The sequence below is a fragment of the Endozoicomonas sp. Z74 genome, from assembly GCF_057680865.1.
Map to the genome: position 1 here is coordinate 24,635 of NZ_JBLYZI010000057.1, position 11,893 is coordinate 36,527.

10 protein-coding genes and 2 tRNA genes are annotated in these 11,893 nt (G+C 51.4%); 10 read left to right on the forward strand and 2 right to left on the reverse strand.

All coding sequences use genetic code 11. The features are described from left to right. Nucleotides 1–13: 13 nt before the first annotated feature. Nucleotides 14–994 carry a linear amide C-N hydrolase gene (locus ACNRUY_RS16225; protein ID WP_488112698.1) on the reverse strand — a complete coding sequence of 327 codons (981 nt, stop codon included), beginning with the start codon at nt 992–994 and terminating at the stop codon, nt 14–16. Between the two features lie 137 nt (nt 995–1,131). Between ACNRUY_RS16225 and ACNRUY_RS16230 the strand changes: the two genes are divergently transcribed. From ACNRUY_RS16230 to ACNRUY_RS16275, 10 genes are all read left to right on the forward strand, one after another. After that, nucleotides 1,132–2,055, forward strand: coding sequence for a LysR family transcriptional regulator (locus tag ACNRUY_RS16230; protein WP_488112699.1), 924 nt, complete (start codon nt 1,132–1,134; stop codon nt 2,053–2,055). Nucleotides 2,056–2,236: 181 nt separating this feature from the next. Then, the gene (locus ACNRUY_RS16235; protein ID WP_488112700.1) at nt 2,237–2,794 is read left to right on the forward strand and encodes a sigma-70 family RNA polymerase sigma factor; all 558 of its coding nucleotides are present in this window, start codon (nt 2,237–2,239) and stop codon (nt 2,792–2,794) included. Then, complete coding sequence (locus ACNRUY_RS16240; protein ID WP_488112701.1) at nt 2,791–3,444, forward strand: ChrR family anti-sigma-E factor; 654 nt, start codon at nt 2,791–2,793, stop codon at nt 3,442–3,444. Before ACNRUY_RS16235 ends, ACNRUY_RS16240 begins: the two co-directional genes overlap by 4 nt. A gap of 70 nt (nt 3,445–3,514) precedes the next feature. Beyond that, nucleotides 3,515–4,336 (forward strand): hypothetical protein, encoded by an 822-nt coding sequence (locus ACNRUY_RS16245; protein ID WP_488112702.1) that lies wholly within the window; start codon nt 3,515–3,517, stop codon nt 4,334–4,336. Between the two features lie 76 nt (nt 4,337–4,412). Continuing rightward, nucleotides 4,413–6,950 carry a hypothetical protein gene (locus tag ACNRUY_RS16250; protein ID WP_488112703.1) on the forward strand — a complete coding sequence of 846 codons (2,538 nt, stop codon included), beginning with the start codon at nt 4,413–4,415 and terminating at the stop codon, nt 6,948–6,950. 192 nt (nt 6,951–7,142) lie between these two features. Continuing rightward, nucleotides 7,143–8,627 carry a DNA recombination protein RmuC gene (locus tag ACNRUY_RS16255; protein ID WP_488112704.1) on the forward strand — a complete coding sequence of 495 codons (1,485 nt, stop codon included), beginning with the start codon at nt 7,143–7,145 and terminating at the stop codon, nt 8,625–8,627. A 3-nt stretch (nt 8,628–8,630) separates the two neighbouring features. Next, on the forward strand, nt 8,631–9,551 hold the full coding sequence (locus ACNRUY_RS16260) for a DMT family transporter (RefSeq protein ID WP_488112705.1): 921 nt from the start codon (nt 8,631–8,633) through the stop codon (nt 9,549–9,551). Between the two features lie 27 nt (nt 9,552–9,578). Further along, nucleotides 9,579–10,454: an SDR family oxidoreductase gene (locus ACNRUY_RS16265; protein ID WP_488112706.1), complete on the forward strand. Its 876-nt coding sequence runs from the start codon at nt 9,579–9,581 to the stop codon at nt 10,452–10,454. Between the two features lie 131 nt (nt 10,455–10,585). Then, a tRNA-Ser gene (locus ACNRUY_RS16270) sits at nt 10,586–10,675 on the forward strand. Nucleotides 10,676–10,705: 30 nt separating this feature from the next. Continuing rightward, nucleotides 10,706–10,782 (forward strand) — tRNA-Arg (locus tag ACNRUY_RS16275). Nucleotides 10,783–10,851: 69 nt separating this feature from the next. On the opposite strand, the gene ACNRUY_RS16280 is transcribed toward ACNRUY_RS16275, so the two are convergent. Next, the gene (locus ACNRUY_RS16280; RefSeq protein WP_488112707.1) at nt 10,852–11,685 is read right to left on the reverse strand and encodes a hypothetical protein; all 834 of its coding nucleotides are present in this window, start codon (nt 11,683–11,685) and stop codon (nt 10,852–10,854) included. Nucleotides 11,686–11,893 lie beyond the last annotated feature (208 nt).

Genomic DNA, 11,893 nt, shown 5'->3' on the forward strand with positions numbered 1-11,893 from the left:
CTGAAGGGCTGTGTCAGTAAAGGCGGGTTTTAACCGTCTGACCACTGGCTAAAAGGGTTTTGTAGTTCCACTGATCCTGACTCCATTTGTCTTTGCCCATGTATTTGAAGACCACATCACCACTGTCCAGGTTGTAGGTAATGCTGTACTCCGTCGCATAGGTGTCCATAGCGCCTTCTCCGGCATAGGCAGCCTGCTGGGGCACTTTTAAAGTGGTGCTTTCAATGGCCATCATGGCATGAACCGGTGAGTAGGACTCTTTCAGCTGGGAAGCATAGTAATGACTGAACACAAACCGCTGGCTGGCACTGGTATTGCCCGCCTCCAGGTTGAAGTTCCGGTCCGGGCCACCAGCGGCAGCCAATTCCTTTTTCTTGGTATGCCAATGTTCCAGCAGTTCGCCCTGACCCGGGTTGTTGGTCATGACCCGGGCATCTTCACCTCGAAAGATCTTGAGACCGTCTTCATCAAACTGAATCACAATGCGATCCCCGGTTGCATCGGTGACGCCATAATGGAATGCAGGCGGTTCCGGAAGCTCCGGTATTGCCGCTGCCCCTACCGTCATTTTGGGCAGGGCTCTGGCGACTTCCTCCACCGTTTTAAATTCGGACAGCAGGTAACCACCCAGCTCTACCTGGGAGACGTCTCCCGGTTTTGCTTTGTCCAGCATCATGGGGCGGTAATATTGAACGCTGACCTGAAGGCCATGTTGATTGACCCCTTCCCCGATCAGGTCACCATAACCGGCAATGGCCAGGTAGTCGTTTTTGACCTGGTAAGTTTCACCTGTGTCGACACCATGAAGGTTGCGGGTGTCGCCTTTTCGTACGGTCATTAAAACGGGTCGGGTGCTTTCCATCCAGTCCATGGTTCTTGTCAGAACCACTCCGTGGTCACTGTTCCACACTACCGATGAACACGCCTGGGCTATGCCCGCTGTACCCAGGACGGACAGGGTTACTGCGGTGGCAATCAGGGTCTTCTTGATCATGGTTTTGTCCTCTTGTTGATCGGGTTTTGTTGTGAGTTCCCTTTGCTTGTGGCCAGTGTATCCCGGGTTTATCATCAGATTTAAATCACTTTTGTTGGATAGTATCCACGGTTTGAGGGCTTTCAGGGGGGGAGTCAGTGTCCATTAGTTATGAGCAGATAAGGGCTTTTGTCACGGTGGCGGAGTCGGGGTCATTCAGTGCTGCGGCAAGAATTCTGGGGCGTGACCGTTCCACCCTGAGCCAGGTGGTCAGTAACCTGGAGCTGGACCTGGGATACGATCTGTTTCGCCGACAGGGGCGCTACCCCGAATTAACCTCATCAGGAGAGGCCTTGTATTCCCACGCCAAAAACCTGGCTGAATACACTCTGGCCTTTGAGTCCATCAGTCGGAGCATCGAAGCCCGGCAGGAAAGCGCGTTAACGGTTCTCTACAGTGAATTGCTGCCCATGGAGTTGATCACAGCAGCCATGGTTGAGGTTCGGTCCAGCTTTAAAGAGGTAAATGTTCACTGGCTTCACCGTGGGCTTGACCAGGCCAGGGTGGCTATAGACCAGGGGGAGGCGGATCTGGCCATCGTTCTGCTGAACAGCGGGCGATCCATCAGTCCCACTGATTACACCTATCTGATGAACCTGCCTTTCTGCATTGCGGCGGCCCCTTCACTGCCGGTTTGCCAGCTATCAGAACCCACAGTGCATGATTTGAAAATGCACCGCCAGTTAATACCCGAGGAATATTTTTCTTCCAATCTTGAGCAGACCACTCTGCTTTCCAGCCATTATCAGCGAATAGACAATATGAGCTTACTACTGTCGATGCTGGAGGCGGGTGAAGGCTGGGCGTTTTTGCCGGAACACCTTCTGGTTGATAAATATCGGAAAGAGGTGCTCAGGAAGCTGGATGTCAGGGAACTGAATATTAATGTCCGCTTTCCTTTCAGTATTCTTTCAAAAAGTGAAGCGGTCTCAGGCCCGGTCAAGCAGGTGTTGCTCAAGGCGCTTCGCAGGCAGGGCCAGCTGCTTTCCCGACAGAAAATAGCCTGTTTAAGAGGGCTATGAGAGCATGACCGGGTAAAAAAAGAGAGTTAACTCTCTTTTAAAAAATGCAATGGCTACACAGAGCATGTATAGCCATTGCCCTGAATCATTGAAGATCCAATTCCGGCTATTCCACGTAAAGGGATTCATGTAAAAATAAAGCAACAGACCCATGACGCATCTACGGCTGGTTGACAATTCTATGGACTCTAAATCGTATCTGGCGGGTGGCAGTGCCGATCTGAGCAAGGTGCTTGTGGAACTATCGGCCAGCCGTGACAAGACCCTGTTTGTCCAGTTGTATGATTATTTTGCTCCCAGGCTGAAGAGCTTTCTGGTCCAGAAAGGGGCGGACAGTGAGATGGCAGAAGAGCTGGTTCAGGAGGCCATGTTGTCCGTCTGGAGAAAGTGTGGAAGCTTTGATCCTGCCAAAGCCAGTGCATCTACCTGGATTTTCAGAATTGCCCGCAACCTATGGATTGACCGGCTTCGCAAAGAGAAACCGGACTGTCTTTCTTCTCTTAACAGTTACCCCGAAGTCAGTTTTACCCCCAGTATGGCGGTTTATGATGGTGATAAATTGAAGCTTGCATTGAATGCGTTGCCCCTGCAGCAGGCTCAGCTGGTTTACAAGGTGTATTACGAAGGTAAGTCGCATCGTGAAATTTCTGAAGATATGGACATTCCCCTGGGCAGCGTCAAATCAGGTCTTCGGCTTGCCTTTGCCAAACTCAGGGATCGTATTGGAGGTGAATCATGAGTGGTTGCAATCACCATCCCGATGACAGCACGCTGATGAGCTATGGTGCAGGAAGCCTGCCGGACTCTCTGGCTATGGTCATTGCCTGCCATGTGACAGAGTGTGAACAGTGTCAACGAAAGGTGCAGGAAGCGGAGCAGATTGGACTGGCTTTTATAGAAAAAGAGCCGGGTTCCCGGATGCCAGAGCGCTCACGCAAAGAGCTGCTGGCTATGCTGGATGAGATTGAACCTCTGCCTGCTGTCGAGCCTCCTGCCCGTTCCTCTGATGAGAGTGATATTCCGCTCCCTCTACAACCTATGCTGGGTAGTCGCCTCGACCGTCTGCATTGGAAGACCATGGCGCCCGGCATGAAGCAGTTTGTGCTCCCTGTGCCCCATGGCACGCTCAGGCTGCTGAGTATTTCCCCTGGCACCTGCATGCCCGTCCATGGACACAGTGGTTCTGAACTGACCCTGGTGCTTAAAGGCTCCTACAGTGATGAACTGGGGAGGTTCTGTGCCGGAGATCTTGCGGACCTGGACCCGGATGTGACTCACCAGCCGGTAGCCGATACCCATGAAGGCTGTATCTGCCTCATTGCAACGGACGCTCCCCTGAGGTTCAAGGGGCTGGTTCCAAGACTTCTGCAACCTTTTTTCCAGTTATAAAAGGCATAAGACACATTACCCCTGGCAGCACCTCTATACTGAAAAAAAACAGTTCTGCCAGGGAAGGGTAATGCCAACTGCATCAGAGCCACCTCACAGGGCTCACCAAAGTTACTTCAGAGACCTTCAGACTCACTCATTTGATAAGCAGGGCGAAGAGAAACCTGAATGGTTTCCTGTCACACCAAGGCCATCTTTTAAACAGCCTGTCACCCCTTTGTCTGAACGGAATGTTCAGCCTGTTTCCCCTGAGCCCCGGGTAAATAACTCAGCCCGTGCTGTAGCAGCGCTGCAGAAGGAGTATAAGAGCGTTCATGCCCGAAGGGCCTCCTTTGAGGCCCGACTGGATTTGCGTGATAGCTTGCCGGTGATCCGAAACCTTATGGAGAACCGCGATCATCGGGCGTCATTCAGTGATTTCAGTATTGTTTTCGTCTCAGATAATGGTGAAACCACCAGTGTGATTCCTCCCGATCGTCGGCTTGAACCTGGTTCAAATAGAGAACAAGAGTTGAATAGCCTGTTGTTGAAACAGGTGTGTCGCCTGGAACCTCAATTCACTCCTGAAAAGGTGAGGGCGATTGAAGGGGAGGTGCAATCGGCCACCCGGCAACTGGCAGAAATTAAGGCAGAGTTACAGGCCAGAAATGCGCCAGTGCCGGAAATACCGAACAAAGGGTCTCTGGTCTGGCTGGATGCAGGACCTGTGGAGGCGGAAGTGCTCCCGGATTTGGAGCATCCTGCTGCAGAAGAAGTCAGGCTGCGCAGGCCCTCAGCGAAACCAAAAGAGGTTACCCCACACATTTCCAGGAAAGAAGGGGAGGAAAGCGGTTTTTCTACGCAAGAAAGAGGGGGGGGCGGCCAGGCTGGGGAAAGGACGGTTCCTATTTGAACCCTTGCAGCAAGAGGAACCTGATTACCCTGATGAAGAAGCCTCAAAACACCCCCATGTGCCCGAAGAAAGCGCGATGGAACCAGTGGGGAAACAGCCAAAGCCGAATCCTGCTTCTGGCGTTGCAGCAAAAAAGGGAAGAATTTCAGAAGAGGACAGCCAGCCACTTCCAAAGCCACCGTCTGTGCCCATAGAGAAGCCTGAAAAGCGCCGCGAACAGCCTCCTGTCATCCCCCCGGAGAAAAAAACAGTGGATAAAAAGGAGGCGGAGCACGGACGGTTTGTTCGGCCTCCTGCAGGGAGCCCCGTCAATAAAAGGGCTGTCAGTAACGATAAGGGGAAAGAACCGCCAGTCTCTCAAGTTAAAGCGCCTCCTGCCCCAACGCCTCCACCCGTTGTGCCGTTGACTCAGGAAGAACGGGAAAAGCTGGTCAACCTGAGAAACCAGCATCAGGAACGGGTGATACAACTTCAGGAGCAGGAAAGGGAGTGTCAGGCCCTCTATAAGCGCTTCATCGATATCAGGGCGTCCATTGAGAAAAAAGATCAAATGGCCATGACGTTTGCTGGAACCCAGGCCGGTAAAAAGGACTGGATGAGCGAGGGGGCAGATTTTTTTGGGGAAGCGTATAAATGTCTTGATAGTCGGTTTGGTTGTCAAGTGGCGCTGACAAACGAACTGAAAGCCATTACAGGCCAAAATACCGGGCAAAAGGCCCTTTCATTGATGAGCAGCCTGAAGGCTTCGATTGATAAGGAAATTCATGGCCAGCCTGGCCCCAATATAAACCCTTATGTGGCCAGATTCCGGCGTTTGAAGTCGGCGCTCCTGGGCAGTATTGGGGTGAACTCTCCGGATGCGCTGGCCAGATCCATGTCAAGGGCACAGTTCAAACATTTACAGGCCGTTTTTGAAGGTAAAATACTGGGGACAGGGCTCAATAAAATCTCTTTGAAAATACTGGTTGATCATTTTGTGGCGCAGGAGTTAAAAAAACTGCCTCCGCTTCCTCCCGAGCCGGTTCCTCCAGCATGCAGCTGGCTGACTGAAGATGAAATAAAGCTACTCGAAACCATTGGAGGCCCCAGCTACTTTGATGCTCCACAATCGGACAGTAGAAAAATTCCACAATTCAGTTTCGGGGAGAAGGGTGCCGCGATGGGCTCTTATCAGGCGCTGTATGACAGGGTGGCAAGCTTTGGCAAAGGAGGTAAAACCGTTTCAGGGAGCCATGAAAAAGACCGGGAAATGCTTGATAGGGTAGAGAAGCTCAAGGGAAAACTTGAAACTCAGCCAGAGGCGGTTAAAGAATCCTTTAGAAAGGATTTTGCGGATTTTCTTAACAATAAGCGGAAATTTACTTCATGCAAGGAGGGTATGGAGGCTGCTCGAAGAACATTAGGCCATTATGCCCGCAAGCTGCTGAGGCGATCCATGGTCTCTCTTAGCAATAAGCCTCCCATCGGGGATGATGTTCTTCAGAATAAGGCTGCTGGCTATGAGTTGAAAAAAGGGGATGCTCCGGACTCATGGTTTCTGGTCTCCAGATCCAAGGGGTGCTGTGTCCGGTGGTGCGAGGAAACGCAGGACTTTGTGGAAGGTTGTTCTCAACAGGAGGCTGAAGCCTCTTACGCGGATAATAAACCTTTGCTCTGCGTGTATGATGAGTCCCTGTTTGCCAATGAGGACATCTTCAAAAGAGCCCTTGAGGCGGGCAAGGAACAAAAAGCGGCGGGTAAGGAGGTCTCTCCTCCCCCTAAAGCAGCCTCTTCTGATCCTTCTTTGTTGAGTGTTGATACTTTGCCAATCGGTTTTTCGGGAAATAAAGAAACCCTGGAAAAAAAGATGGCTGTGATAGAGCAGCAGGGCAAGGCTCTTGGGGATTATAAGGAGAAGGTGTTGTCGGCCTTGTCCGAAATGATGGGCAGAAAAATGACAGAGGATAACCCTAATATTGCTGACCTTGGTGATGCCAACCGGCCAACAAAACTGGTGGAGCAGTTGAGTGAGCTGAATGATAACGAATCCACTGATTGCATTGATGCAATGGATAAGGTTCCAGCGTTGAAAGACCGTAGTGAACGGGTGACTGCTCAATTGCTCAAAATCTGTTATGACGTGGTGACTGAAGACGTTGAAAAGAACGGTGGCCATTTATCCGGTGTGTTGAAAGACCTGGCGGATACAAGCCTGGCCGATGAGGGGATGAGCGACTTGAAGAAAAATATAAAAGAGGCACGTTTTGAACAGTTTGACCTGAAATGGAAAAGCCTTGGTGCGTCTTTTGTCAGCAAGGTTTTCGAACGCATTGAGGAGGCTGGATGTCAGCGCCAGCAGGTAGATCAACTACCTGAAGTGAAAAACTTTATCGATAAGGCATGTAGCATCTTATACAAGATGAAGTGCCAGGCTCCTCCCATGGAGTTGAAGTGGCTGCCTTCAAAGGCAGAACTCAGCTCTGATACAGGTACCAATGATTACTGGACAGCCTACACAAAGTCCTGGGAAAAAGGGGCTAAGGTGGATTTTGTATTCTGGCCAGCTGTTTTTCTGCACAAGGAGGGTCCTCTTATGAAAAAAGGAGTGCTCAACCCTCTCCCTGAAGCCCAATAAAGTTCTGATTCAGACAGAGCCAGATTCCAGGGATTTACCGCCTATATACCCATTTTTGGCTGAACCTTGCGGTCAGTCTATTGACCCGGGCTCCATTACAGAGGCATCTTTACCCCTGAATCTAGGTTGAAACGCATCCTGCGTTTTCCGGATGCCCTCCGGATTTACAGTAACCCTGAAAAGAGAGTTTGCATGTCACTTACTGTGCTGGCGGTGGTTGCGGTTGCCGCACTGCTGTCTTTTATTCTTGCCTGGCTGCTGAGTGGCCTGTTCAATCGAAAGCTTCAGGATAGCCTTGAAGCACAGGTTCAGCGTCAGGTGGAGCAGCTCTCTGAGTTGGAAAGAATCAGGGACCAGCAGCACCATGAGTTGAATGCTCTGGGGCGGCAGCTTTCTGAGCAGCAAGTGAAATCCAGCCGGCTGGAAGCCATGTTAATGGCAGAGCGAAGTCGGCAGACAGAAAAAGCCACAGAGCATCAGGTGGTTCAGGATCAGCTGGCATTGGAAAGAGCTGGGCGAAGCCAGGCGGAACAAAGGGTGAAGGAACTGGAAACCCGGCTGGAAGAACAACAAACCCAGAACGAAAAAGCCCTGGCTCAGCTGCAGGAAAACAAGGCAGCCATGAAGCAGGAGTTCAGTCATCTGGCCAATGAAATCCTGGAGGCCCGGGGCAAGGTGTTTTCCGAACAGCACCAGGCCCAGCTCAATACCCTGTTAACCCCTTTCAGGGAACAGCTGGGCGAATTTCGCAGCAAAGTGGAAGAAGCACGGAAGGAAGACAGCCTTGGCAGGGCTGCCCTCAAGCAGCAACTGGAAACCATGCATCAACTCAACCGGCAAATGAGCGACGAGGCCGGGAATCTGGCCAGGGCGCTTAAAGGCGATAAAAAGCTTCAGGGTAATTGGGGCGAGCTGCAGGTGGAGACGATTCTTGAACGCAGTGGACTGATCAAGGGGCAGGAATATGAGCGGGAGCCCAACTTTAAAGATGAAGAAGGCCAGAACAAACGGCCTGACTTTATTGTGCACCTTCCGGAAGGGAAGCATTTGATCATCGACTCCAAGGTCTCCCTGGTGGATTACATGGCGTCTGTGAATGCGGAAACCCCTGCAGAGCGTGAAGCGGCCATGAGCCGTCATATCCAGAGCATCCGGAACCATATCAACAGCCTGAACCAGAAGGATTACCCCAGCCTGCCGGAAATGAAGGCCCCGGATTTTGTCTTTATGTTCATGCCCATAGAGCCTGCCTTCATTTCAGCCTTTCAATACGACCAGCAGCTGTTCAATGATGCCTTTGAAAAGAGGATTGTCGTGGTGACACCCACTACATTGCTGGCCACCCTCAGGACGGTAGCCAACCTCTGGACCATTGAACGACAGAATGCAAATGCCCGGAAGCTGGCGGACAAAGGTCGTCAGGTTTACGACAAACTTCGTATCTTTGTGGAAAAGATGGAAAAGCTGGACACCCAGCTGGGTAATGCCCGAAATACCTACGATGAAGCCATGGGTACCCTCAAGCATGGCCGTGGCAACCTGATTGCCCAGGCGGATCAGTTCCTGGCCCTCGGTGTACGGGTAAAAAAAGAACTGCCTGCCAAAACCCTGGAAACGGCAGACCTGGATGCGGGCCTTCCCGAACTGGCAGTAGATAAACCAGAGTCGTCTGAGTAAAGAATGAAACAAACCACAAAAGCAGATCTGGTCCTGTTGACCGTCACTTTGCTGGCCGCTTCCGGCTGGCTGTTTTCCAAGCTGGCCATGGGGGGAATGCCGCCCATGGGCTATATTGGCATCCGTTTTCTGCTGGCGGCCCTGGTTCTGCTGCCCTTCGCGTACCGTCAGCTGTTTTTCCTGAATCGACGTCAGTGGTGGATTTCCTGCAAAGTGGGCTTGCTTCAGGCGGTAGCCATGTGTCTCTGGGTTCAGGCGGTTGACAGCTCTGACCGGCTGGGGGAAGGGGCATTCATCATGAGCCTGTCCATGATCATGGTGCCGTTTATGGCACGCCTTTTGTATGGAGGCAAGATTGACCGCTACACCCTGTATGCGCTGCCTTTTGCCATTGTGGGTATCGCTCTGCTGGCGCTCAAGGAAAGCTGGTCTTTTGAAGCAGCCCAGGGGCTGTATCTGGTAGCGACTCTGTTTGTGGCATTGCATTTTGTGTATACCAATCACAATGCTCCAGGTATCCCATCCATGGCCCTGACGTTTATGCTGCTTCTGGTGGCGGGACTTGGAGGCATTGCGGGATCCGCCGTGTTTGAAACATGGCCTCGGGCCATTGACTCAACCACCTGGGGCTGGGTTGCCGCGGCCGTGCTGATTGCTACCAGTGTCCGGTACTTTCTATACACCTGGGGCCTGAAACACTCTGATGCAGGCCATGGAGCGCTGATTATGATTCTTGAGCCGGTGTGGACGGCTGTCATGAGCGTGGTGTGGCTGGACGAAAAAATGACCAGTGGCAACCTGCTGGGCTGCGGTCTGATATTGCTTGCGCTGCTTATTACCCGGTGGCGGGCTATTTTCAGGAGAACCGTGAGCTCTGAAGGCGGAAAGTTGCCCCGAACCGCCGACTCCATTACGGTTAGGTAAAAAACAAAATGTTCAATGGCAATGATCATGACCGGGTTAAATGAACGACAGGTAATGGGTAATAGCAGCGACAGGAAGAAAAATGTTCTGATCACCGGGTGCTCTTCCGGTATTGGCAGGACTCTTGCCCTGGACTTTGAAAACCGGGGTTACCGGGTATGGGCCACTGCCCGTCGCCTGGAAAGCATTCAGGATCTGGCTGAGAAAAATATCTTTATTGAGCCGCTGGATGTGACCTGTGAGGAGCAGGTAAAGCGGGTGCTGGAGCGGATCATGACCCTGGATGGCCATCTGGATATTCTGGTCAATAATGCCGGCTATGGCAGCATGGGGCCGTTAATCGAAGTCCCCAAAGAAGAACTTGAGCAGCAATTTGCCACCAATGTGTTTGCGCCAATGGCGTTGATCAGGGCAGTGGCACCGTCCATGTGTGCCCGCCGAAAGGGAATGATTGTCAATATTGGCAGTGTGTCTGGGGTTCTGGTTACGCCTTTTTCCGGGAGTTACTGCGCTTCCAAGGCGGCTTTTAATTCGCTCTCGGATGCTCTGAGAATGGAGCTGAAACCTTTTGGTGTCCAAGTGGTTACAGTGCAGCCGGGAGCTGTCCGGTCCCGGTTCGCCGACAATGCCAGCGATGCCCTGGATCGAGTCCTTAAACCGGATTCTCTGTATCTTGATATTGAAGAGGGGCTGAGGGAGAGAGCCCGGGCTTCCCAGAACAACCCTACAGAAGCAGAGGTATTCTGCAGACAGTTGATTGACCGCCTGGAGTCGGGTCGAAGCCTGACCACAGTCCGGCTGGCCTACGGCAGCTGGCTGTTTCCCTGGCTGGACCGCTGGGTGCCGACCCGGCTGCTGGAGAGGATTCTGTCCCGCCTTTTCCGGCTGAACCAGCTCAAATAGTTTTATGTTACCCACCCGTTTATGGGGGCCATCACGGCTTTTTTGGCAATAGGTATATATTTTTTTTGCCTTTGAAACCAAGGTGATATAAAGTACGCCACCTGTTCGGGGCAGACATGTGCTGAACGACTGGTGAGGTGTCCGAGTGGCTGAAGGAGCACGCCTGGAAAGTGTGTATACGTTAACGCGTATCGAGGGTTCGAATCCCTCCCTCACCGCCAGATTTCAGATGTATTCTGGAATAACTTAACGCGCTCGTAGCTCAGCTGGATAGAGTACCTGGCTACGAACCAGGCGGTCGGAGGTTCGAATCCTCCCGAGCGCGCCATATAAAAAACCCCGCTTCATTGAAGCGGGGTTTTTTTGTTTGGATTGAACGTTCCTATGGAAGGCGCCATTAACCTTTCACAATGGTTTTTTGAGGGCTCATTTCCCCCAGTAATGTCTGTTGTTCATCCGCTTCCTGTGCAACTTCCTGGAGATTTTCAAGGGCGATGTCGACCTCACGTTGCTGTATTTCTTCCGGAGTGGGTGGCACAGGATTGAGCAGGGCATCTACCATTGAGTCAAGAGTCTGGCTGTTTTCATCACTGAGGCCAGTAACACCGGCTTCCATTCCCTTCAGTATTTCTGCTGCTGCTTTTGGGTCTCCTGACTGTAATGCAGCAATGGCCTCTTCAAGCTTTTCATTATTTTCATTGGCTGCCTGAAGCTGTTGCAACATGCGCATGAATTCTGCCTGGGACATAGAGTCCTGAGAGATGGTGATGCCTTCAATAAGGGTTTCTTCCGAACTCAGGGCGTTCAGGGTGTTTTCTGTTCTCGGACTGAATACTTGTTTATCCAGCCCCCTTGCATCTAGCATCATCTCAATGCTTTCTACGGTTTTATCATTAACCCCTTTTGCAACTTGATCTTTACCGGATAAAGAGAGTGTTCTTGATAATCCAGGTTGATTGTTCAGTGCGGCTCTTAGAGAATTGATGTCTTTATTTAGTTGGTCTATTTTCGCTGATATAGCATTGTTTTCCCGCTCAATGCGGCGTTGAGTTCGTGAATACCCTCTCATTGCTCCAGCCCCTCCACCAATAAGTGAAAGCGCAGAAAGTTTACTCGAGCAGTCGTTTTCTTGTTTTTGTGCTGCCAGGCTGTTTCTTTCTTCAAGCTTTTCCATTATTGCATCATGCATTTTTGCTTTAGCCTCTGCCTGGGCCTTAATATCATTCTGCATTCTCACGGATTGGTTTTCGGAAAGCTTGTCGACCAGGCTTTGCAGGATTTCTTCCAGCTTACCTTTGGTTAAAGCCTCTCCTCAGGGCAAAAACATGATCACCAATTGAACAGCGCCATCAAGAAACAGCCTGTATAATCAGGGTTTTTCCTGTCTTTCGATGTCTGCAAAAGCCCTGTTTTCCAAATTCTCCTCGCTCACTGATAAG

Coding starts and splice junctions, on each gene's coding strand:
- ACNRUY_RS16225 (WP_488112698.1), bottom strand. CDS start 994: ATGATCAAGAAGACCCTGATTGCCACCGCAGTAACCCTGTCCGTCCTG.
- ACNRUY_RS16235 (WP_488112700.1), top strand. CDS start 2,237: ATGGACTCTAAATCGTATCTGGCGGGTGGCAGTGCCGATCTGAGCAAG.
- ACNRUY_RS16240 (WP_488112701.1), top strand. CDS start 2,791: ATGAGTGGTTGCAATCACCATCCCGATGACAGCACGCTGATGAGCTAT.
- ACNRUY_RS16245 (WP_488112702.1), top strand. CDS start 3,515: ATGCCAACTGCATCAGAGCCACCTCACAGGGCTCACCAAAGTTACTTC.
- ACNRUY_RS16250 (WP_488112703.1), top strand. CDS start 4,413: ATGGAACCAGTGGGGAAACAGCCAAAGCCGAATCCTGCTTCTGGCGTT.
- ACNRUY_RS16255 (WP_488112704.1), top strand. CDS start 7,143: ATGTCACTTACTGTGCTGGCGGTGGTTGCGGTTGCCGCACTGCTGTCT.
- ACNRUY_RS16260 (WP_488112705.1), top strand. CDS start 8,631: ATGAAACAAACCACAAAAGCAGATCTGGTCCTGTTGACCGTCACTTTG.
- ACNRUY_RS16265 (WP_488112706.1), top strand. CDS start 9,579: ATGACCGGGTTAAATGAACGACAGGTAATGGGTAATAGCAGCGACAGG.
- ACNRUY_RS16280 (WP_488112707.1), bottom strand. CDS start 11,685: ATGCAGAATGATATTAAGGCCCAGGCAGAGGCTAAAGCAAAAATGCAT.